This window comes from Pseudomonas sp. Lz4W, from assembly GCF_000346225.2.
Taxonomy (GTDB): Bacteria; Pseudomonadota; Gammaproteobacteria; order Pseudomonadales; family Pseudomonadaceae; genus Aquipseudomonas; species Aquipseudomonas paraversuta.
The window spans coordinates 553,069-573,476 of sequence record NZ_CP017432.1 but is presented as its reverse complement, the minus strand read 5'-3'; the positions used below and the strand labels follow the sequence as shown (position 1 = coordinate 573,476).

The 20,408-nt window shown below is 60.1% G+C and carries 23 protein-coding genes; 9 read left to right on the top strand and 14 right to left on the bottom strand.

Translation table 11 applies throughout. The annotated features are described in order from the left end of the window. Window positions 1-44: 44 nt before the first annotated feature. Window positions 45-1,928 carry a TonB-dependent receptor domain-containing protein gene (locus B195_RS02785; protein ID WP_003444267.1) on the top strand — a complete coding sequence of 628 codons (1,884 nt, stop codon included), beginning with the start codon at window positions 45-47 and terminating at the stop codon, window positions 1,926-1,928. A gap of 53 nt (window positions 1,929-1,981) precedes the next feature. Here B195_RS02785 and B195_RS02780 read toward each other — a convergent pair whose 3' ends face one another. The 10 genes from B195_RS02780 to nrdR form a co-directional block, all read right to left on the bottom strand. Next, window positions 1,982-2,773: a cobalamin-binding protein gene (locus B195_RS02780; RefSeq protein ID WP_003444269.1), complete on the bottom strand. Its 792-nt coding sequence runs from the start codon at window positions 2,771-2,773 to the stop codon at window positions 1,982-1,984. Further along, window positions 2,773-3,192, bottom strand: coding sequence for a hypothetical protein (locus tag B195_RS02775; RefSeq protein WP_003444270.1), 420 nt, complete (start codon window positions 3,190-3,192; stop codon window positions 2,773-2,775). Before B195_RS02775 ends, B195_RS02780 begins: the two co-directional genes overlap by 1 nt. Continuing rightward, the gene (gene ribA / locus B195_RS02770; protein ID WP_003444271.1) at window positions 3,189-3,806 is read right to left on the bottom strand and encodes a GTP cyclohydrolase II; all 618 of its coding nucleotides are present in this window, start codon (window positions 3,804-3,806) and stop codon (window positions 3,189-3,191) included. Before ribA ends, B195_RS02775 begins: the two co-directional genes overlap by 4 nt. Before the next feature lie 139 nt (window positions 3,807-3,945). Next, window positions 3,946-4,908, bottom strand: a complete 963-nt coding sequence (thiL, locus tag B195_RS02765; protein WP_003444272.1) for a thiamine-phosphate kinase — start codon at window positions 4,906-4,908, stop codon at window positions 3,946-3,948. 15 nt (window positions 4,909-4,923) lie between these two features. Then, window positions 4,924-5,424: a transcription antitermination factor NusB gene (gene nusB / locus B195_RS02760; RefSeq protein WP_003444273.1), complete on the bottom strand. Its 501-nt coding sequence runs from the start codon at window positions 5,422-5,424 to the stop codon at window positions 4,924-4,926. Further along, window positions 5,421-5,897: a 6,7-dimethyl-8-ribityllumazine synthase gene (gene ribE, locus B195_RS02755; RefSeq protein WP_003444275.1), complete on the bottom strand. Its 477-nt coding sequence runs from the start codon at window positions 5,895-5,897 to the stop codon at window positions 5,421-5,423. Before ribE ends, nusB begins: the two co-directional genes overlap by 4 nt. Before the next feature lie 91 nt (window positions 5,898-5,988). Then, entirely contained in the window at window positions 5,989-7,080 is a 1,092-nt protein-coding gene (ribBA, locus tag B195_RS02750) for a bifunctional 3,4-dihydroxy-2-butanone-4-phosphate synthase/GTP cyclohydrolase II (RefSeq protein ID WP_003444277.1), read from the bottom strand. Window positions 7,081-7,096: 16 nt separating this feature from the next. Beyond that, a complete protein-coding gene (locus tag B195_RS02745) occupies window positions 7,097-7,759 on the bottom strand; it encodes a riboflavin synthase (protein WP_003444279.1) in 663 nt (220 codons plus the stop codon). Between the two features lie 46 nt (window positions 7,760-7,805). After that, window positions 7,806-8,939, bottom strand: coding sequence for a bifunctional diaminohydroxyphosphoribosylaminopyrimidine deaminase/5-amino-6-(5-phosphoribosylamino)uracil reductase RibD (gene ribD, locus B195_RS02740; RefSeq protein WP_029612150.1), 1,134 nt, complete (start codon window positions 8,937-8,939; stop codon window positions 7,806-7,808). Continuing rightward, on the bottom strand, window positions 8,936-9,400 hold the full coding sequence (nrdR, locus tag B195_RS02735) for a transcriptional regulator NrdR (protein WP_003444283.1): 465 nt from the start codon (window positions 9,398-9,400) through the stop codon (window positions 8,936-8,938). Before nrdR ends, ribD begins: the two co-directional genes overlap by 4 nt. A gap of 138 nt (window positions 9,401-9,538) precedes the next feature. On the opposite strand from nrdR, the gene B195_RS02730 reads away from it, so the two are divergent. From B195_RS02730 to B195_RS02720, 3 genes are read left to right on the top strand one after another with little or no spacing between them, the layout of a single operon-like run. Further along, window positions 9,539-9,988: a YbaY family lipoprotein gene (locus B195_RS02730; protein WP_003444285.1), complete on the top strand. Its 450-nt coding sequence runs from the start codon at window positions 9,539-9,541 to the stop codon at window positions 9,986-9,988. Then, entirely contained in the window at window positions 9,985-10,674 is a 690-nt protein-coding gene (locus B195_RS02725) for a methyltransferase (protein WP_003444287.1), read from the top strand. The genes B195_RS02730 and B195_RS02725 overlap by 4 nt, the downstream gene beginning before the upstream one ends. A gap of 31 nt (window positions 10,675-10,705) precedes the next feature. After that, the gene (locus B195_RS02720) at window positions 10,706-11,584 is read left to right on the top strand and encodes a co-chaperone YbbN (protein WP_003444289.1); all 879 of its coding nucleotides are present in this window, start codon (window positions 10,706-10,708) and stop codon (window positions 11,582-11,584) included. A gap of 66 nt (window positions 11,585-11,650) precedes the next feature. On the opposite strand, the gene B195_RS02715 is transcribed toward B195_RS02720, so the two are convergent. Further along, the gene (locus tag B195_RS02715) at window positions 11,651-11,992 is read right to left on the bottom strand and encodes a hypothetical protein (protein ID WP_003444291.1); all 342 of its coding nucleotides are present in this window, start codon (window positions 11,990-11,992) and stop codon (window positions 11,651-11,653) included. A 136-nt stretch (window positions 11,993-12,128) separates the two neighbouring features. Between B195_RS02715 and B195_RS02710 the strand changes: the two genes are divergently transcribed. From B195_RS02710 to B195_RS02690, 5 genes are all read left to right on the top strand, one after another. Beyond that, window positions 12,129-12,692: a DUF2796 domain-containing protein gene (locus tag B195_RS02710; protein ID WP_003444294.1), complete on the top strand. Its 564-nt coding sequence runs from the start codon at window positions 12,129-12,131 to the stop codon at window positions 12,690-12,692. 83 nt (window positions 12,693-12,775) lie between these two features. Further along, window positions 12,776-13,486: an ABC transporter ATP-binding protein gene (locus B195_RS02705; RefSeq protein WP_003444297.1), complete on the top strand. Its 711-nt coding sequence runs from the start codon at window positions 12,776-12,778 to the stop codon at window positions 13,484-13,486. Window position 13,487: 1 nt separating this feature from the next. Beyond that, window positions 13,488-14,753, top strand: coding sequence for an ABC transporter permease (locus B195_RS02700; RefSeq protein WP_003444300.1), 1,266 nt, complete (start codon window positions 13,488-13,490; stop codon window positions 14,751-14,753). A 16-nt stretch (window positions 14,754-14,769) separates the two neighbouring features. Continuing rightward, window positions 14,770-15,288, top strand: coding sequence for a DUF3299 domain-containing protein (locus B195_RS02695; RefSeq protein WP_003444320.1), 519 nt, complete (start codon window positions 14,770-14,772; stop codon window positions 15,286-15,288). A 149-nt stretch (window positions 15,289-15,437) separates the two neighbouring features. After that, complete coding sequence (locus tag B195_RS02690) at window positions 15,438-16,136, top strand: OmpW family protein (RefSeq protein ID WP_003444322.1); 699 nt, start codon at window positions 15,438-15,440, stop codon at window positions 16,134-16,136. A 60-nt stretch (window positions 16,137-16,196) separates the two neighbouring features. Here the strand turns inward: B195_RS02690 and B195_RS02685 are convergent, their stop codons facing one another. The 3 genes from B195_RS02685 to B195_RS02675 form a co-directional block, all read right to left on the bottom strand. Continuing rightward, complete coding sequence (locus B195_RS02685) at window positions 16,197-17,126, bottom strand: NAD-dependent epimerase/dehydratase family protein (RefSeq protein WP_003444324.1); 930 nt, start codon at window positions 17,124-17,126, stop codon at window positions 16,197-16,199. Then, window positions 17,119-18,003 carry a sugar nucleotide-binding protein gene (locus tag B195_RS02680; protein WP_003444326.1) on the bottom strand — a complete coding sequence of 295 codons (885 nt, stop codon included), beginning with the start codon at window positions 18,001-18,003 and terminating at the stop codon, window positions 17,119-17,121. The genes B195_RS02685 and B195_RS02680 overlap by 8 nt, the downstream gene beginning before the upstream one ends. 150 nt (window positions 18,004-18,153) lie before the next feature. Continuing rightward, window positions 18,154-20,262: a mechanosensitive ion channel family protein gene (locus tag B195_RS02675; RefSeq protein ID WP_003444328.1), complete on the bottom strand. Its 2,109-nt coding sequence runs from the start codon at window positions 20,260-20,262 to the stop codon at window positions 18,154-18,156. Window positions 20,263-20,408 lie beyond the last annotated feature (146 nt).

Here is a 20,408-nt window from a genome sequence, read left to right as displayed (position 1 = left end):
GAGCTCGCGAGCAAGCTCGCTCCTACAGGGTTAATTGAGAACACATGAAACACCTTCGTTTGGCTTTAATCCTCGGCATCATCCCCGCCAGCCCTTTGCTCGCCGACACGCTCGAACGGGAAGACGCACTCAAACTCCCGCAAACACTGATCACCGGCAACCGCCAGGTCGAAGCGCGCTCTGACAGCAGCAGCGCCAACACGGTGTTCACCCGTGCCGACATCGATCGCTTGCAACCCACCAGCCTCACCGACCTGCTGGGCCGGGTGCCCGGCGTGCAGGTGGCACGTAGCGGTGGCCGTGGCGGCTTGCCCGGGATTTACATCCGCGGCACCAAAGCGGCACAAAGCCTGGTGCTGGTCGACGGCCAGCGCATGGCCAATGCCACCTCGGCCGACAGCAACCTGCAGTACCTGAATATCGATCAGGTCGAGCGTGTTGAAGTGCTGCGCGGCTCACGGTCGGTGATCTACGGCAGTGACGCGATTGGCGGGGTGATCCAGATTTTCACTCGCCGCGGCGCAGACCAGGCCCCTCAGCTGCGGCTACACAGTTCAGTGGGCAGCTATGGCAGCTCCGACAACAGCCTGGGCGTGTCCGGCGGCGATGCCCAGACCCGCTACAACCTCAGCGGCAGCCTGGAAGAGACGGCCGGGATCAATCGCACGCACCAGTCCTTCCCCAGCGACAACGATCACGATGCCTATCGCAACAAGTCCCTGAGCCTGAATCTGAGCCACTTCCTGAGGGATGATCTGGAAGTCGGCCTGACGGCGATGAAGAACATGGGCAAGACCGAGCTCGATAATTCCTTTGGCCGCTGGGACCCGGACAGCATGACGGTCAGTGGTCAGCAGCTCTACAGCGACTTCGATATCAGCAGTGTGGGCAGTTTTATCGACGCCCAACTGAGCGAGCGCTGGAACTCGCGCCTGGAACTGGGCCACAGCGAAAATCGCGAAAAAACCCGCGACAAGCTCAGCACAGACAACTACAGCTTCAACACCTATCGCGACTCATTGAACTGGCAAAACAACCTGACGCTGAACGGGCAAAACAGCGTGATACTCGGTGCCGATGCCTATGAAGATCGCGTGCGCAGCAGCACGGTGTTTGACCAGGACAGCCGCTGGAATCGCGCCGTATTTATTCAGCACCGCTTCAATGGCGATTATTTCTCTACCGAACTGGGTCTGCGTCACGACGACAACCAGCAGTTCGGCAGCAATAACACCTGGAGCGCCAGCCTGACGGTACCGCTCAACCCGGACAACGATGTGCTGCTGTCTTACAGCGAAGGGTTCCGGGCGCCGACGTTTAACGATTTGTACTACCCGCAGTACGGCAACCCGGCCCTGAAGCCCGAACATTCCAAAAGCTACGAGCTGCAGTGGCGCAGCCAGTTGAGCGAGAGCAGCCGCCTGGAAACCTCGCTGTATCGCACCGACATTCGTGATGCGATTGTGGCCGATGCCGATTTCATTCAGCAGAACATTGGCGCCGCCCGGATCATCGGCTTTGAAAGTGCCTTGCAGCAAGAATGGTTCGGCTGGCAGAGCAGCCTCGGGGTCGCCATTACCGACCCCCGTGATCGCGACACCGGCCATACGTTGAGCCGCCGTGCCCGCCGCACCCTGAACCTTGATCTGGATCGCCAGTTCGACCGGGTAGGTGTCGGCGCCAGCTGGCAGGCGGTGAGCAGCAGCTTTAATGACGACGGCAATACGCAACCGATTGCCGGCTATGGACTGCTGGGGGTGCGTGGCAACTGGCAAGCCAGCGCTGAAGTGAGGCTTGATTTAAAAGTCGACAACTTGCTGGACAAGAGCTTCACCCGCGCGCTCTACAGCTATGACGGCAGTTACTACGGCTACCGTGAAGAAAGCCGCAGCGTGCAACTGGCCGTGACCTGGACCCCGACGCTCTAAAAACCCGATATCCCCCATATCCCCTGTAGGAGCGAGCTCCTACAGGGTGAGAGTCAGTCAGCCAGTTGCTCGCAAAGTCGGGCCGTTGCTTCAAGCATCTGCGCACTTGGGCGTTCAAGGCCTTTGTCGGTCAATAACAGCAAACGTCCGTGCTTGACCGCATCAATCTGCGGCCAGGCTTTCCAGGCATCCAGCTGCGCCTGGCTGCTGGCGATGATCACTTGCGGATTGCGCTGCAATACCGACTCCACGCTGACCTGCGGCGCAGGCAGTTTGAGGTCGGCAAATACATTGCTCGCCCCGCACACCGCCAATGCGTCACTGATGATCTGCGTACCGCCAACGGTGTACAGCGGCTGATCCCACACCTGATAAAACACCCGTAGCGGTATGTCGCGCCGATATTGCACACGCAGCCCGGCCAGACGCTGACGCAGTTGCGCTGCCAGTTCACGGCCACGCTCAGGGCGGTTCAGCGCCACGGCCAGGGCTTCAACCTGATCGGCCAGTTGCTCAAGGCTCGCAGGCTCGGCGGTGTAAGTCGGGATGTCGAGATGGCGCAGCTGTTCGCGCTGGGCAGCGGCAACACTACCCGGCCAGAGCAAAAGTAAATCGGGTTGCAGGCTGATCAGGCGCTCCATGTCCAGCTGGCCGTAACGGCCCACGGAAGGCACGCTGCGCAGCTGCGGCAAAGGCTCACCCGCCTCCAGGCGGCCCACCAGCAGATCAGCGGCGCCCAGTTCGACAACCATCTCTGACAAGGAGGGTGACAGGCTGATCACCCGTGTAGCCGCCCCGGCCGGGGTGCCGATGGCCAGCAGCAGAACCGCCAGCCAGGCGCGCATCAGCCGATCTGGCGCGGGATGCGATAGAGGTAAAACAGTACGAGCGTCGACACTGAAAGCAGCAGCAACGGCACGCCTTCAAGCCCGACAAACACCGCCAGCGCAGCGATCCACACCGGCAGGCCGGCAGCCAGCAAGGCGCGGTAGCGGGCACGGGCAAGCTCGGCCCAGGCAGCGGGCTCCTGGGGCGTATCAAGGGCTTTTTGCAATGCGATCAGCCCATGTTTGTACGGCCCGAAAAAGCGCAGCGTGACAAACATCGACGCAACACCGGCAATGAAGAACGGCATCGTCAGCCCGGGCAACAAGGGCTCGGACTTGCCGAACAACCAATTGGCCAATACCAGCGGCAGCAGGGTCAGCACCAATTGCTGCCACCAGCTGAAGCTCATGCGGCGACGGATCTGACCACGGGTCACGCCGGGTCGGCCTCGCTTTGATGCTGGTTGCCCATCATGTGCCCGAGCTTGTTGGCTTTGGTCGCCAGGTACAGCTTGTTGTGCGGGTTATGCCCGGTGTGCAGAGGCACCCGTTCGGCCACGTTGATGCCCATGTCGGTCAAGGCTTTGACCTTGCGCGGGTTGTTGGTCATCAGACGCAACGACTTCACACCCATGTGCTCCAGCATCGGCAGGCAGATCCCGTAGTCACGCTGATCGGCGGCAAATCCCAGACGCTCATTGGCCTCAACCGTGTCGGCGCCGCCATCCTGCAGTTCGTAAGCACGAACCTTGTTCAGCAAGCCAATGCCCCGGCCTTCCTGACGCAAGTACAGCAACACGCCACGGCCTTCGCGGGCGATGGCCTGCATGGCGGCTTCGAGCTGCGAACCGCAGTCACAGCGCTGGCTGAACAAGGCATCGCCGGTCAGGCATTCAGAGTGCACCCGGCCTAGTACCGGAGCGCCGTCCGCCACGTCGCCCAAACTGAGCACAACGTGTTCACGACCCGTGGCTTTCTCGAGAAAGCCATGCATGGTGAATTCGGCAAAGGGGGTGGGAAGCTTGCAAGCGGCAACGAAAACGACGGGCACCGTGTGCTCCTGATCAGTTTGAGTACTGGAAATTCGCAGAGGCGGCATTGTAACAGGACGTTCCTATAGACGCTTAGGCTGAATTATCGGAGATAAAGATCTAAAAGTTTGATCGCTCTTGCAGCAGCTGGCCACGTAGTTATTCACCGCGAAAATGCTGATAACCGCGTATGCCAGGGGTGATGTCCCGGCCATCGACGTCCAGCAAACCGACGCCCTGCCCTTCGACCACTCGGCCAATCACATGAATCGGCCAGCCATCGGCCAGCAGGGTCGGCAACTCAACGGCCGGCAAAGTGAACGCCAGCACATAATCGTCACCCCCACTCAACGCCGCTTGCTGCGCAGCGGCGTCACCCAGAAATTCCTGCAAGGCGAGGGAAACCGGCACGCGGTCATTTTCGATCAGCAAGCCGACTTTCGACGCCAAGGCAATATGCCCGCAGTCGGCCAGCAGGCCATCGGAGATATCCAGCGCCGAGCTGGCCTTGCCGCGCAGTGCCTGGCCCAGCGCCAATTGCGGTTGCGGCGACCAGTAGTGCGCCAGCAACGGCTCGGCGATGACGGGTGTGGCGCTACGCTGGCCGAGCACCAGAGGCAAGGCGCCAGCGGCATTGCCCAGCTCGCCGCCAACACACAGCAGGTCGCCGGGCCGGGCTGCACTGCGGGTCAATGCCTGGCCCCGAGGTACGCGGCCAAAAACCGTCAGCGTCAGGCATAGCGGCCCGCGCGTGGTGTCGCCACCGATCAGGCGCAAGCCACAGCCTTGAGCCATCAGGTTCAAACCGCGGGCGAACGCTTGCAACCAGTCGGCTTCAACCGCAGGCAAGGTCAGGGCAAGGGTAAACGCGAGGGGAGTTGCGCCCATGGCCGCCAGATCGCTGGCCGCCACTGCCAGCGAACGCTGACCGAGCAAGAAAGGGTCGCATGGATCTGCGAAGTGCACCCCGGCTACCAGGGTGTCGGTGGAAATCGCCAGTTGTTCCCCGAAAGGAACATCCAGCAGGGCGCAGTCGTCGCCGATGCCCAGAGCAACACCTTCGCCGCCTTGCGCACAAGGCGCGGCAGCGAAGAAGTTACGGATCAGCTCGAACTCGCCCATGGCCGACAGCGCTGATCAGCGCTTGTAAGCCTTTACTTCAGCTTCACGCAGGCGTGGCGCCAGTTTGTCGAGCACACCGTTGACGAACTTGTGGCCGTCGGTAGAACCAAACACTTTCGCCAGCTCGATGCCTTCGTTGATCACAACGCGGTAAGGCACGTCGACACGCTTGATCAGCTCCCAGGTGGACAGGCGCAGAACGCACAGTTCAACCGGGTCGAGCTCTTCGATGGTGATGTCCAGGCATGGTGCCAGGGCGGTATCGATTTCAGCCTTGATTGCAGGTACGCCGTGCAAAATTTCACGGAAGTACGCGGCATCAACGTCGGTGAAGTCGTTATCGACCCGAAACTGGGCTTCGATTTCGTTCAGGGACTGCTTGGCCATGTGCAATTGATACAAGGCCTGAGTCGCGAGTTGACGCGCTTCACGGCGCTTGGCGCTCTTGGATGGTTTGCCGGCGTCCGCAGGTTTAGGATCGCGCGGGTTAAAACGATCGCTTTCGTCGGAAATCACTTGGCCTCCAACTGTGCCAACAGGCTGACCATTTCAAGGGCGGACAAGGCAGCTTCAGCGCCTTTGTTACCGGCTTTGGTGCCGGAGCGCTCAATGGCCTGTTCGATCGAATCGACCGTCAACACACCGAATGCAACCGGTACGCCGAACTGCATGGACACCTGGGACAAGCCCTTGGTGCATTCGCCGGCAACGTATTCAAAGTGCGGAGTACCGCCACGAATCACGGCGCCCAGGGCGATGATGGCGGCGAATTCGTTGCGCTGGGCAACCTTTTGCGCAACCAGTGGAATTTCGAACGCACCCGGAGCACGGATGATGGTGATGTCGCTTTCGTTCACACCGTGGCGAACCAGGGCATCAACGGCACCACTCACCAGGCTTTCGACGACGAAGCTGTTGAAGCGGCCAACTACCAGAGCGTAGCGACCTTTGGGGGCGATGAAGGTACCTTCGATGGTCTTCAGGGTCATTCGGTATGTCTCGTATTAAAGAGCCAGAACGCACTCGCGTGCGTTCTTTAAGGATATTGGGCCACGAATTCGGACAGGACACGACCGGTCTTTATTCGGAGGGCACGTATTCTACAACTTCCAGATCGAAACCGGATATGGCATTGAACTTCATTGGTGAACTCATCAAGCGCATTTTGCGCACGCCGAGGTCACGCAGGATCTGCGAACCGGCACCCACGATGCTGTAAGTGGTCGGTTTTTTCACCGGCACCTGGTCAGCAGTTTCGCGAATATGGGCCAGTAATACGTCACCATCCAGCGGATGACCCAGCAACAGCACTACACCACTGCCGGCCGCTGACACCGCGCTCATGGCGGCGCGCAGGCTCCAGCGCCCCGGTTGCCTGACCATCAGCAGATCACGCAGCGGGTCCATGTTATGCACACGCACCAGGGTCGGCTCTTCAGCGCAGATCTTGCCCAGGGTCAGTGCCATGTGCACATCGCCTTCGACTGAATCACGATAGGTCACCAGGTTGAATTGGCCCAGCTCGCTGTCCAGTGGCTGTTCGGCAATCCGCTGAACGGTACGTTCATGGATCATGCGGTAGTGGATCAGGTCGGCAATTGTGCCGATCTTGATGCCGTGTTCAGCAGCGAAGGTTTCTAGTTCCGGACGGCGGGCCATGGTCCCGTCGTCGTTCATCACCTCGCAGATAACACCGCTTGGCTCGAACCCGGCCATACGTGCCAGATCGCAGGCAGCTTCGGTGTGACCGGCGCGGGCCAGAGTACCGCCCGCCTGTGCCATCAACGGGAAAATATGCCCCGGGCTCACGATGTCTTCTGCTTTCGCGTCCCTGGCCGCAGCCGCTTGCACGGTGCGCGCACGGTCCGCTGCCGAGATGCCGGTGGTCACACCGGTAGCCGCTTCGATCGAGACAGTGAACTTGGTGCCAAAGCCGGAACCGTTGCGCGGCGCCATCAATGGCAGTTGCAGCAGCTCGCAACGCTCGCGGCTCATGGGCATGCAAATCAAGCCACGGGCAAAGCGCGCCATGAAGTTGATGTGCTCGGCCTGGCAGCACTCGGCAGCCATGATCAGGTCGCCTTCGTTCTCGCGGTCTTCGTCATCCATCAGGATGACCATCTTGCCTTGGCGGATGTCTTCAACCAGTTCTTCGATGCTGTTGAGCGCCACGCGGCACCCCCTTAATTCAGGATTTGAGGTAGCCGTTGGCGGCCAGAAAACTTTCACTGATGCCGCCCGAAGTCGGCTCGGCGGCTTTATCGCCCAGCAGCAGACGCTCAAGGTAACGCGCCAGCAGGTCCACTTCGAGGTTCACCCGGCGACCCGGACGATAGTCGTCCATGATGGTTTCGCTCAGGGTGTGGGGAATAATGGTCAGCGAGAACTCGGCGCCATTGACCGCGTTCACGGTCAGGCTGGTGCCGTCGACGGTGATCGAGCCTTTATGGGCGATGTACTTGGCCAGCTCTTTGGGAGCGCGGATGCGGAACTCGATAGCCCGGGCGTTCTCTTCCCGCGAGATCACTTCACCCACACCGTCAACGTGCCCGCTCACCAGGTGACCGCCCAGACGCGTGGTCGGGGTCAGGGCCTTTTCCAGGTTGACCCGGCTGCCGCTTTTCAAATCGTTGAACGCGGTGCAGTCGAGGGTCTCGCGGCTGACGTCAGCCATAAAACCGTTGCCCGGCAGTTCCACGGCAGTCAGGCACACGCCATTGATTGCAATACTGTCGCCGAGTTTGACGTCGCTCAGGTCGAGCTTGCCGGTGTCTACATAAACCCGCACATCGCCGCCTTTGGGGGTCAGTGCACGGATGCTGCCGATGGATTCAATGATGCCGGTAAACATGGCGTTCCCCTTGAGAACAGAACCTGCGTAGAACGGAGGCTGATAATTATACGCTCGCGGATGGCACAGGTATGGCGGTGACTCGCCAGTCATCACCCACCGCGCGCATTTCAATGATTTTGAGCAAAGGCGCTTCGCTCATATGGGTCAACGGCAGCTCAAGCAATGGCCGGGCAGTAGAGCCGAGGAACTTGGCGGCGATGAAAATCTGGTATTCATCCACCAGCCCCTGTTCGGCAAAAGCCCCGGCCAGACGCGGCCCGGCCTCCACCAACACTTCGTTCACCCCGCGTGCGGCCAATGCAACCAGCAACTTGCGTAAATCGACCTGGCCGTTGGCACCGTGGATCACCAGGCATTCCGGCCCCGTGCGGTATTGCTCGGCGGGAGGTACGCAGGTGGCAACCAGCGCCGGACCTGCCTTGAAAAACGGCGCATCCAGCGGCACCCGCAAACGCCCGTCAATCAATACCCGCAGCGGAGGACGGCTCAATGCCAGCGCCGTGAGCTCGGGGCTCAGGCCCAGCTCCGGACCGCGCACGGTCAGGCGCGCGCCATCGGCCAGAACCGTGTCGGCACCGGTCAGCACCACACTGGCCTGCGCCCGCAGCCGCTGCACCGCAGAGCGTGCCGCAGGGCCGGTGATCCATTGGCTTTCGCCATTGGCCATGGCCGTGCGGCCATCAAGACTCATCGCCAGCTTGACCCGCACAAACGGCAGGCCGTGCTCCATACGTTTGAGGAAGCCCGGGTTCAGCGCCCGCGCTTCACTTTCGAGCACGCCGCTGCACACTTCAATCCCGGCGTCAGCCAGACGCTTGAGGCCGCGGCCGGCAACTTCCGGGTTGGGGTCCTGCATGGCCGCCACCACCCGCGCCACGCCGGCATGGCGCAAGCCGTCGGCACAGGGCGGAGTGTGGCCATGGTGGCTGCACGGTTCCAGCGTGACGTAAGCCGTGGCGCCACGGGCCAGCTCGCCCGCCGCACGCAAGGCGTGGACTTCGGCGTGGGGTTCACCCGTGCGCACGTGCCAGCCTTCGCCGACAATCTGTCCGTCACGCACTATCACGCAACCGACTCGCGGGTTGGGATGGGTCGTATACAGGCCGTTACGCGCCAGTTCGATGGCACGCGCCATGTAATGGGCGTCTAAAATTGATTGTTGCGTAGTCACAGTCATTCTTTGGAGGGCTCACGGGCGAGTCGGTCGATTTCTTCGCGGAACTCGTTGAGATCCTGGAAGCGTCGATAGACAGAGGCAAAACGGATATAGGCCACTTCATCGAGCTTTTGCAGCTCGCCCATGACCAGCTCACCGACAACCAGCGATTTGACTTCGCGTTCACCGGTGGCGCGCAGCTTGCTCTTGATATGGGCCAGCGCGGCTTCGAGTCGCTCGACGCTGACCGGGCGCTTTTCCAGCGCCCGCTGCATGCCGGCACGCAGTTTTTCTTCGTCGAAAGGCTGACGACTGCCGTCTTGCTTGATAAGGCGCGGTAACACCAACTCGGCTGTTTCAAAGGTGGTGAAACGCTCACCACAGGCCAGGCATTCACGCCGGCGGCGCACCTGGTCGCCCTCGGCGACCAGACGCGAGTCGATGACTTTAGTGTCGTTGGCACCGCAGAAAGGACAGTGCATGGTGGCGGCAACAAAAAATGGGGAGTGCCATGGTAGCGCATCCCACTGGCAAGACAAGCCATAGCCTTTACGGTATACAGTCCGCCTACTATGTTTCACCCATCTGATACATCGACAGACCTGCCGCTGGAGCCTTCCATGTCGCTACGAACGCTTTTTTTGTTGTGCCTCGCCGGTTTCCTGGGCGCCTGTAGCAGCGAACCGCCAAAACCGGTGCAGACTCAGGTGCTGGCACAGCCGAAAACTGATGCTCCAAAAGACCTCGGACCACTGCCGGCCTATCAGCGTGAACTCAGCGGCGTGTTGACCGGCGTACCCGCAGGGGCCGAGGTTGAACTGGCGATGCTGATCATTGACGAACGTGGACGCCCCCAAGGCCTGATGGCCAGCAGCAAGATCATCGGCAATAGCCAGCCGCTGCCGTTCAAGCTGCGTTTTAACCCCGAAGCCTTCCCCGCCGGAGCGCGGGTTGAACTGCGCGGACGCGCCAGCCAGTCCGGGCAATTGATCCTGCATCTACCTTCAAAAATCATCAGCCAGCCTGCGACCCAGGCCATGGGCACCCTGGCCTTTGTCCAGGCACCATGAATACACCGCTGCATCTGCAACAGTCATTGAGCGAGTTGGTGGGCGATGCCCGGCTGATCATTACGGATTTGCCGGACACGACACTCAAGTTATGGCTGCTTGACCCGCAACGGATGGATCGTTGCTTCACGGCCGACGAGACCCGGCGCATCCTTTACGAGCCACCGTACTGGGCGTTTTGCTGGGCCAGCGGTCTGGCTCTGGCACGTTATCTGGCCGAGCAGCCGCACTGGGTGCAAGGCAAGCGCGTGCTGGATTTTGGCGCAGGTTCCGGAGTGGCAGCAATTGCAGCGGCCAGGGCCGGGGCGCTCGAGGTGCTGGCTTGCGATCTTGACCCGCTGGCGCTGGCTGCCTGCAGGGCGAATGCCGAGCTCAATGATGTGCAGCTCCATTATTCCAGCGACTTTTTCGCCGAAGCCGACCGCTTCGACCTGATCCTGGTGGCGGACGTGCTTTACGACCGCGAAAACCTGCCACTGCTGGATCAGTTTTTAACCCGTGGCCAACAGGTCCTGGTCGCCGATTCCCGGGTGCGCGACTTCAAGCATCCGCTGTACCGCCAGCTGGACAGCCTCAAGGCATTGACCTTGCCCGATCTGGCCGAACCCCATGAATTTCGTAACGTGAGCCTGTATCACGCGCAACGCGAGCCTATGGCTTTCGGCCTGCCCGTACAGCCTTTATAGTTGCCCTCATTTACCTGTTTCGAGACACCTAATGAATCAGCCTACGCCTTCTTCCCATAGCTTCGACGTAACCTCCGCGGACTTCGACAGACTGGTTGTCCAGGCCTCTTTTGAGCAGCCCGTTCTGGTGGATTTCTGGGCCGACTGGTGTGCACCGTGCAAGGTGATGCTGCCGATTCTGGAACAGATCGCGGTGGACTATCAGGGCGAGTTGTTACTGGCCAAGGTCAATTGCGAAGTCGAGCAGGACATCGTGGGCCGTATCGGCATTCAAACCCTGCCCACAGTAGTGCTGTTTAAAGACGGCAAAGTGGTGGATGGCTTCCAGGAAGCGCAACCCGAATCGGCGATCCGCGCGATGCTCGCGCCCCATGTCGTGATGCCCGAGCCAGAGGCCGAAGACCCGATGCTGCAAGCCCGGGCACTGTTTTCCGAAAGCCGCTTTGCTGACGCCGAAGCCCTGCTGAAAAACATCCTCACCGATGACAACAGCAACGCCGGCGCACTGATTCTGTATGCCCGCTGCCTCGCCGAACGCGGTGAACTCACCGAAGCACAAGCCGTGCTGGACGCGGTTAAAAGTGACGAGCACAAAGCCGAACTGGCCGGGGCCAAGGCGCAACTGACGTTCCTGGGTCAGGCCGCGGATTTGCCGGATGTGGCGGATTTGAAAACCCGCGTTGCACAAAACCCGCAGGACGACGAAGCCGCTTACCAACTGGCGATCCAGCAATTGGCGCGCCAGCAATATGAAGGTGCTCTGGACGGGTTGCTGAAGCTGTTCACCCGCAACCGCAGCTACAACGAAGGCATCACCCACAAGACCTTGCTGCAGGTCTTCGACTTGTTGGGCAATGATCATCCGCTGGTGACCACCTACCGCCGCAAATTGTTTGCTGCGCTGTACTAGGCATCGGGCTGCAGGAGCGAGTTTGCTCACGAGCAACTCGCGCCTGCGGGTCTTGCGTCATCTTTGCTATTCGATCCAGCTGTAAATCGGTGAGTCTGTGCCGCTCACCACTTTCACCTCGGGGCAATGACGCAGGCGTACCAGCAGCCGCTTGCCCGCGCCGGTGCTGCCGGTCAGGGCTTGCAGCTGCCCGAGCAGCTCAGGCCCGCTGATCTGCCCGGCCTTGCGCAACAAGTCTTTAGTCGTTTCCCACACGGCATCGTCCTGATTCACCGGTCTGGCAGGGGGCTGGCTGACAGGCGCGTCACTGACCTGCAACTGTGCACCCAGTGCAGCCCAGTCGCCGGCATCCAGTTCCACCGTCAAATCCACCGGCCAGTCGCCGATTGTTCCGCGAATGCGCACCATCGCTCTACTCCTCAAGTTTCATCAAACCATGCTCCCATGCGTATTGCGTAACGCCAAGCACACGGGCAAACTCTCGCAAATATTGTTATAAGATCACATAACAAACTGGTCCTCCCCCTTCTGCTGGAGTCACGCTATGCGCCGTTTGCTTCTTGCTATACCGTTTGCCCTGTTGCCGCTGGCCATGGCCCATGCTGCAGATGATCACGACCATGAACACGCCAGCCTGGGAGCCCACGAGCATGGCGCAGGCAGCCTCGATGTGGCTCTCGATGGCCAGACTCTGGAACTTGACCTGGATGGCCCGTCAATGAACCTGGTCGGATTTGAGCACCTTGCCACTACCGACGCTGACAAAGCCAAAGTCGCGGCAGCCCAGGCCCAGCTGGGCAATCCGCTGGTGTTGTTCAACCTGCCCAAAGCTGCCGAGTGCAGCGTTGAAGCCCAGGACCTGCAGAGCCCACTATTTGAAGCCGCCCCTGAAGAGGCTGCCGGCGTGGCAAAAGGCGAGCACCATCACAGCGATATCGAAGCCCACTATGCCTTTACCTGCAGCAAACCCGAGGCGCTGAAGACGCTGGATCTGAGCACATTCTTCAAGACGTTCCCGGGCACCCATAAAATCAAGGTACAACTGATTGGCGCAAGTGGTCAGCAAGGTGTAGAAGCCACACCTCAAGCCCCCACCGTCAAGTTCTGACCGGTTTGAACCTGCAGGAGCGAGCTCGCTCCTGCAGATACCGCCCCGCTATTGGCACCCCATACAGGCGTTTTCTCTTCCCCATGACCCAAGCACTTATCGAACTCAATGACCTGAGTTTCAGTTGGCCGGGGCAGCCCGTGTTGCTGGATATTCCGGAATTTCGCCTTGAGCCGGGCGAAACCCTGTTCCTCAAGGGCCCCAGCGGCAGCGGTAAAACCACGTTGCTGGGCCTGCTCGGCGGCGTGCAAAAAGCCGATAGCGGCACGATCCGCCTGCTCGGCCAAGAACTGGGCGAACTCGGCTCGGGCGCCCGCGATCGCTTTCGGGTCGATCACACCGGTTATATCTTTCAGCAATTCAATTTGCTGCCGTTTTTATCGGTACGCGAGAACGTTGAACTGCCTTGCCACTTTTCCAGACTGCGCGCCAGCCGCGCCGTGCAACGCCACGGCAGTGTGGATAACGCCGCGCAAACCCTGCTGGCGCACCTGGGTCTCAAAGACCCGGCTTTGCTGGAGCGACGTGCAGACTCCCTGTCGATTGGCCAGCAGCAACGGGTCGCCGCTGCCCGCGCCCTGATCGGCCAGCCCGAGCTGGTAATTGCCGACGAGCCGACCTCGGCCCTCGACGCTGACGCCCGCGAAGCGTTTATCCAGTTGCTGTTTGCTGAATGCCGCGAGGCGGGCGCCAGCCTGCTGTTTGTAAGCCACGATCAAAGTCTGGCCCCCCTCTTCGACCGAAATCTGTCGTTGTCCGAACTCAATCGTGCCGCCACGTCGGCAGAGGTCTGAGATGTATCTGTTTCGACTAGCCCTGGCCAGCCTGGCTAACCGTCGCTTCACCGCGATCCTGACCGCCTTCGCCATCGCCCTGTCGGTGTGCCTGTTGCTGGCGGTCGAGCGGGTACGCACCGAAGCCCGCGCCAGCTTTGCCAGCACCATCAGCGGCACTGACCTGATCGTGGGCGCCCGCTCCGGCTCGGTCAATCTGCTGCTGTACTCGGTATTTCGCATTGGCAATGCCACCAACAATATTCGCTGGGACAGCTTTGAGCACTTCGCCAACAACCCGAAAGTGAAATGGGCGATTCCCATGTCACTGGGCGACTCCCATCGCGGTTATCGGGTGATGGGCACCAGCGAGGCGTATTTCGAGCACTATCAATACGGCCGTCGGCAGAACCTGGAACTGGCTGCCGGCCGGGCGTTTGCCACCGACCCTTTTGAGGTGGTGCTGGGCGCCGAAGTGGCGGATGCACTGCACTACAAACTGGGTGACCAGCTGGTGCTGGCCCACGGCGTGGCCGCGGTCAGTCTGGTCAAGCATGATGACAAACCGTTCACCGTGGTCGGAATTCTCAAACGCACCGGCACCCCGGTTGACCGTACCCTGCATATCAGCCTGGGCGGTATGGAAGCGATACATGTCGATTGGCATAACGGTGTTCCGGCCCGTGGCGCCGGGCGGGTAAGTGCCGATCAGGCGCGCAACATGGACCTCACCCCGCAGGCCATCACCGCCTTTATGCTGGGTCTGAACAGCAAGATCTCGACCTTTGCCTTGCAGCGTGAAATCAATGATTTCCGCGGTGAACCGATGATGGCGATTTTGCCCGGGGTGGCGCTGCAGGAACTCTGGAGCCTGATGAGCACCGCTGAAAAAGCATTGTTCGTGGTGTCGCTGTTTGTGGTGCTGACCGGCTTGATCGGCATGCTCACTGCGATTTTGACCAGCCTCAATGAACGTCGGCGCGAGATGGCCATTCTGCGTTCGGTCGGTGCCCGGCCATGGCATATCGCAACCTTGCTGGTCTTCGAGGCCCTTGCCCTGGCATTGGCCGGTGTAGTGGCCGGCGTGGGGTTGCTGTACCTGTGTATCGCCGTGGCCCAGGGTTATGTGCAATCGAACTACGGGCTGTATTTACCGCTGGCCTGGCCAAGCGAATATGAATGGGCGCTGCTTGGCGGTATTCTTGCGGCCGCCCTGCTGATGGGCTGCGTGCCGGCATGGCGCGCCTACCGACAATCGCTGGCCGATGGTCTGTCCATTCGTTTATGAACCCGGGGTTATAACAATGTCCGTGTTGCCACGCGTGCTGCTGGCACTGCTTGTGCTGATCACTACTCCTTTGTGGGCAGCAGAGCCGAAAGAGTTGACGTGGTCGGAGATGATTCCGCCCGACGCGCCGGCTGAAGTGCCAGACATGGCACCGCTGCACGACCTGTCACAGATGGGCGACATGGAGGCCGCCCCGGCAGCCAGGCAGGACTTGCCCAATGCGCCGGTGGTGACGACGCTGGACGGTCAGTTGATTCGCTTGCCGGGCTATATCGTGCCCCTTGAAGTCAATGAAGAAGGCCGCACCACCGAATTTTTGCTGGTGCCCTACTTCGGCGCCTGTATCCACGTGCCGCCTCCGCCGTCGAACCAGATCGTGCATGTCACCAGCAAGGTCGGGGTGCAAGTCGATGAGCTGTACCAGCCGTACTGGATCGAAGGCGCGATGCAGGTCAAATCCAGTACCAGTGAACTGGCAGATGCGGGCTACCAGATGGATGCGCAAAAAATCGTTGTGTACGAACTGCCGGAGTAACCCCCCCATCGCTCCTGCAGGGACGATGAGCACGGGCCAGCTCACGAAATTTTCACAAACTCACCGTTCATTGAGCTGGGTCAACTGAGCGCGGCATGGCGCTCTTTACCATTGGTTATATAAATTTCAAATATCCCAATGGAGCTCCCATGCACAAGTCTTTGCTCAGCGCAGCCGCGCTTGCGCTCGCCGTCGTCGCCCCGCTTGCCCACGCCCACACTGAAGGTGACATCATTCTGCGTGCCGGTGCGATCACGGTAAACCCGAAGGCCGACAGCTCCAGCGTCAAGGTTGATCAGGGCCCGCTGGCGGGCGCGGATCTGGGTGGCAAGGCGACCATGAGCAGCGACACGCAATTGGGCCTCAACTTCGCCTACATGATCACCGACCATGTCGGTATTGAACTGCTGGCAGCCACGCCGTTTGAGCATGACGTGAAACTTAAAGGCACCGCCTTGTCTGCGGCAAACGGCAAGCTGGGCAGCCTCAAGCACTTGCCGCCAACCCTGAGTGTTGTGTACTACCCGCTGGACTCCAAGTCGGCGTTCCAGCCTTACGTGGGTGCCGGTATCAACTACACTTGGATCTATGACGAGCACGTTGGCAGCAGCGCCAGCGCGGCAGGCTTTGACAACTTCAAGGCAAAGAACTCGTGGGGCATGGCATTCCAGGTCGGTGCTGACTACATGCTGACCGATAACATCATGATCAACGCCCAGGCACGCTATATCGATATCGATACCCGCGCCACGGTGGAAAACAACGCAGTAGCGCCTGGCACCCGCGCCAAGGTCAATGTAGACGTGGATCCGTTCGTTTACATGGTAGGTCTGGGTTACAAGTTTTAAGCGACAAACAACATCAAAAAAGGCGCCCTGGAGGCGCCTTTTTTTGTAGCCAGGGGCTTGTCAGCGTCCGAGCAAACGCGCCAGACCAACACTCATGGGTGTGGTTTCGCCAAGCTTGAAGCGTTGCAGCAAGCGGCTGTTGTCTGCCCGTGAATGGCGGATATCGCCGGAGCGGGCCGCACTGTAGCTGATGGGCGGCAGTCCACCGACCACGTCGCCCAGCGCCTCGAGCATTTGCTTGAGGGTGGTGGCTTTGTTCAGGCCGACGTTGACCGCGCCTTCTTCAACCTGCCGGGCTTCGACAGCCTGAACCAGGATGTTCACCAGGTCACCGACATAGATGAAGTCACGGGTTTGCTCGCCATCGCCGAAAATGGTGATGGGCAGGCCCTTTACCGCGCGTTCGCTGAAGATGCTGATCACCCCGGAGTACGGCGATGACGGGTCCTGGCGCGGGCCAAAGACGTTAAACAGACGGAAAATCGCCGGTTCCAGCCCGTGTTGGCGACGGTAAAAGTCCAGATAGTATTCACTGGCCAGTTTGTCGGACGCATAAGGCGTCAGTGGCGCCTTGGGGGTGTCTTCGACAATCGACTCACCTTCACCGTTATTGCCATACACAGCAGCGCTGGAGGCAAAAACAACCCGTTTGACCCCGGATTCACGCATGGCTTCGCACACGTTAAGGGTGCCGATGAAATTGCTTTGATGGGTACGTACCGGGTCGTCCACCGAGGCTTGCACCGAGGCAACTGCCGCCAGGTGAACCACGGCACTGCAACCGGCCATGACCCTGGCAACCAGGGCAGCATCCGCCACGTCGCCTTCGATCAGCTCGACCTTGGGGTTGTCCATTGGCAGATTGCAGCGCTTGCCGGTGGACATGTCGTCGAGAATGCGTACGGCATGCCCCTTGGCCAACAAGGCATCAACCAGATTGGAACCGATAAATCCGGCGCCGCCGGTCACTAAAACGGGTGAATCAGCCATGACGATAAAGTCTGTCCAGTAATGTCGGGAGTGCCGCACGCCAGGCGCGAGGCTTGATCCCGAAGGTGTGTAAGATTTTCTTGCAGGCCAGCACAGCATGCTGGGGCTCTTCCGCGGCGTCCGGGCATGCCGCATGCGCCTGCGGTACAGGTGCTTCGACAGCCAGTGGATGCAGGGTGCGCGCTTCGCTCAGGATCGCTTGCCCCAGCGCCAGCGGCGTGGTCGCCTCGTGCCCCGCGTAGTGATAAGTACCCCACAGCGGCGCGGCGCAATCCAGCTGCTTGAGCACTGAGATAATCACCCGTGCGGCGTCATCTACCGGTGTCGGATTGCCCCGGCGATCATCGGCCAGCAACAATTCTCCCGGCTTTTCAGCCTGGGTCAGAAACCGCCCGAGCAGACCTTCCGGGCTGTCATCCAGCAGCCAGCCAAAACGCAGCAGCACGTGCTGCGGGCAGATGGCCCGCACACTTTGCTCGATTCGCCACAGTGCCTGACCGCGTAACCCCAGCGGAACGGGTTCGTCCTTTTCGCTGTAGGCCGTCGCCCGCGAACCGTCGAAAACCCGATAGCTGGAAGGTTGCAGCAAAATGATGTTGTGGTGCTGGCACAACTCGGCCAAACGTTCGACAGAGCGCTCCTGGCCAGCAAGTCGGGACTCGCTGACTGTCGGCGCCTGAAACCAGTCGAAGTAATACGCGAGGTTGATGACCGCATCCGGGCGGGTGTCATCCAGCAGCTGCGTAAGGCTCGCAGCGTCCCAGCCGTCTTGCGGCGGACGCGGGGCGAGGAAATTAATGTCTTCCTCGGCACCCTGACGAATCAGCGCCTGCCCGAGAGCATTTCCGCCGCCCAATAACATAAGGCGCATTCGCATAGAGTGTGCAGACTCAGTCTATTCAGAACGGTGATGTATACCAGAAAACCAACGGTGAAAGCTGCTGGCCATGATCAAGACCTCCGTATTTTGCGGGTTTATGGCCCCGCCGTCACTGACAAACTGCACCCCTGCGGGTCAACGGGCTCACTACAGCTGCGGCGGCATGTCAGTGAGCAGCAACCTGGAAGGCGGCTGCCCGGCAGCCGGTGCCGGTTCGCCGGTATCGCGTACGGGCATCAGGAATCCCTGTGGATAATGTTGCGCAAAGTGGACATCGTCACACTTATCCACAAGCTTTTTGAGCCGGTCATTGAAAGCCCGACTGACGGAGCTCTGGGCGCCGGACATGGTTCTGAACTGAGCGGTAATGGTTACGCCATCGAGATTCATACTGTCGACCCCGAATACCGTCAGCGAGCCCTGCAGGCTGAGACTGAGCAAAGGATCGTCACTGATCTGGCTTCCGGCCTGGCGGATCATGTCGATGGCCTGATCGGTGTCGGTGTCGTAGGTGAACTGAACCGAGAAAAATGCGTACGCAAACTGCCGGGAATGGTTGATCACCGCCTTGATCTGACCAAAGGGCACCGAATGCACGAAGCCACGCGAGTCCCTCAGGCGCAAGGTGCGAATGGTCAGCCCCTCAACGGTACCCGCATGGTTGGAGTCGACCACCACCCAGTCGCCGACCGAGATGGTGTCCTCAATAATAATGAACAGCCCCGTAATGACGTCTTGTACCAGCTGCTGGGAACCAAAGCCGATTGCCAGCCCGATGACCCCGGCACCAGCGAGGAAAGGCGCGACGTTGACACCCAGGTTGGCCATGGTGGTGATGGTGCAGACCACCACCAGAATTACTTTTATTGCATTGCGCATCAGCGGCAGGATGGTTTTGACGCGGGTGCTCGGTTCGCGGGTGCCATGTCGGGTCACTGTAGGTTCCAGCGTTTGCTGGATGGCGGTATCGAGCACCACCCAGGCCAGCCATGTCACCAGCAGGATCAGCAGGATGCGCCCCAGCGAATCGCTGATGACCTTGCCGGTGTTGCTGTCCGAGGCGAATGCCAGCAGGGAGAACCCCCAGATCTGGGACAGGAGCTCGATAAAGGTCACAGCCAGAGCAATACGCAGCAATGCATAAAGCACATTCAGTAAACGCTCTCGATAGATGCTTGTACGGCGGGTCGGCGTACGAAATGAGTGGTGCAAAATCGTACTTAAAAAAACCGCGCCGATGATCAGCCCTGAAGTCAGCAGCGCACCGCGCATGGCACGCTCACTGCCCTCGCCAATTCCCAGCAAATTGAGCGCCGTGACCACCAGCATCAGCAGTATCGGCCAGTACCACAACGCCGAAAAAATACGCAACGACTCCTGCAGTGCAGGCTGACCAAGACGCTGCGCCAGTGCACGGTCCCGAATCAGGTGCGCCACGGGGCGACGCAACCGTATGGCCAGAAAGGCAAAAATGATGCACGCCAGCAACCCGGCAAAAACCGACAGACAGCTCGCAATGTTATCGCCAATTTGCAGCGCAATTTGCGGGCTGTTCATCCCGTCACTCAGCGCGGCAAAAAAGCCGATCAGGAACAGTGGCCGGCGCGAATACTTGCGAATGATCTGAACTGCAATCCGCTTGTGTCCGACTTCAAACATCGCACTGAGTGCCAGCACCAGCGCCACACTGAACACCCCGGCACTGCCCGCATAGGTCAGGGTCATCCCCAGTGAACGGCCAATGGTGTCTTGCAGATAACGACTGGCATACAAGGTCAGCACCAGACTTATCACTGCAGGCAAAAGGTACTGCACCACATAACCGACAAGTGCCTGTATGCGCGGCCTGGTGTTGATCGCACGCGTCATATCCAGGTATCGCACCAGCAAGCGCCCCGCCAGCATCAGCCCGAAAAAAGCCCCGAACCAGATGGCTGGCAACAGGACGAAGTCCCCCAAGGCGCCCCATGAGGGATGAGCCGATGCCTGTTCGACCAGTTCACCGACTTCATCCACCGCAAGCTCTGAGCGCAAACTCCAGGAGCCCAGCAGACGAGCGCTCAGGCCGAGCCGTTCCTGGATCTGGTCCATACCCTCGCCCAAGGCACCCAGCAAGCCGCCATCGACCAGCACCGGGGGCTTGCCATCCGTCTCTTCTGCCTTGATAACCGAGGCCAGCGTGGGGGCTGCCTGGAGAATGCCGTTGCCTGAGAGCAACAGGATGAGAAGCACAATCGCTGCTTTGAAATTGAACAAACCCGGGAGTCCTCCTGGACATCTTTGACGGAACCGCTGACGTTGGCCAATTGGCCCGCCGGTACTTGAGATCAGTACAGCGTAGTCAATGAAGCGCCAGGCGCCTGGCGTAACACGCAGGCTTTTGACCTGGACTGCCCGGATCA

Bases quoted from the DNA above. Each gene is read 5' to 3' on its own strand.
- B195_RS02785 (WP_003444267.1), top strand. From the start codon at position 45: ATGAAACACCTTCGTTTGGCTTTAATCCTCGGCATCATCCCCGCCAGC.
- B195_RS02780 (WP_003444269.1), bottom strand. From the start codon at position 2,773: ATGCGCGCCTGGCTGGCGGTTCTGCTGCTGGCCATCGGCACCCCGGCC.
- thiL (WP_003444272.1), bottom strand. From the start codon at position 4,908: ATGGGCGAGTTCGAGCTGATCCGTAACTTCTTCGCTGCCGCGCCTTGT.
- ribE (WP_003444275.1), bottom strand. From the start codon at position 5,897: ATGACCCTGAAGACCATCGAAGGTACCTTCATCGCCCCCAAAGGTCGC.
- B195_RS02745 (WP_003444279.1), bottom strand. From the start codon at position 7,759: ATGTTTACCGGCATCATTGAATCCATCGGCAGCATCCGTGCACTGACC.
- ribD (WP_029612150.1), bottom strand. From the start codon at position 8,939: ATGACTGTGACTACGCAACAATCAATTTTAGACGCCCATTACATGGCG.
- nrdR (WP_003444283.1), bottom strand. From the start codon at position 9,400: ATGCACTGTCCTTTCTGCGGTGCCAACGACACTAAAGTCATCGACTCG.
- B195_RS02730 (WP_003444285.1), top strand. From the start codon at position 9,539: ATGTCGCTACGAACGCTTTTTTTGTTGTGCCTCGCCGGTTTCCTGGGC.
- B195_RS02725 (WP_003444287.1), top strand. From the start codon at position 9,985: ATGAATACACCGCTGCATCTGCAACAGTCATTGAGCGAGTTGGTGGGC.
- B195_RS02720 (WP_003444289.1), top strand. From the start codon at position 10,706: ATGAATCAGCCTACGCCTTCTTCCCATAGCTTCGACGTAACCTCCGCG.
- B195_RS02715 (WP_003444291.1), bottom strand. From the start codon at position 11,992: ATGGTGCGCATTCGCGGAACAATCGGCGACTGGCCGGTGGATTTGACG.
- B195_RS02710 (WP_003444294.1), top strand. From the start codon at position 12,129: ATGCGCCGTTTGCTTCTTGCTATACCGTTTGCCCTGTTGCCGCTGGCC.
- B195_RS02705 (WP_003444297.1), top strand. From the start codon at position 12,776: ATGACCCAAGCACTTATCGAACTCAATGACCTGAGTTTCAGTTGGCCG.
- B195_RS02700 (WP_003444300.1), top strand. From the start codon at position 13,488: ATGTATCTGTTTCGACTAGCCCTGGCCAGCCTGGCTAACCGTCGCTTC.
- B195_RS02695 (WP_003444320.1), top strand. From the start codon at position 14,770: ATGTCCGTGTTGCCACGCGTGCTGCTGGCACTGCTTGTGCTGATCACT.
- B195_RS02690 (WP_003444322.1), top strand. From the start codon at position 15,438: ATGCACAAGTCTTTGCTCAGCGCAGCCGCGCTTGCGCTCGCCGTCGTC.
- B195_RS02685 (WP_003444324.1), bottom strand. From the start codon at position 17,126: ATGGCTGATTCACCCGTTTTAGTGACCGGCGGCGCCGGATTTATCGGT.
- B195_RS02680 (WP_003444326.1), bottom strand. From the start codon at position 18,003: ATGCGAATGCGCCTTATGTTATTGGGCGGCGGAAATGCTCTCGGGCAG.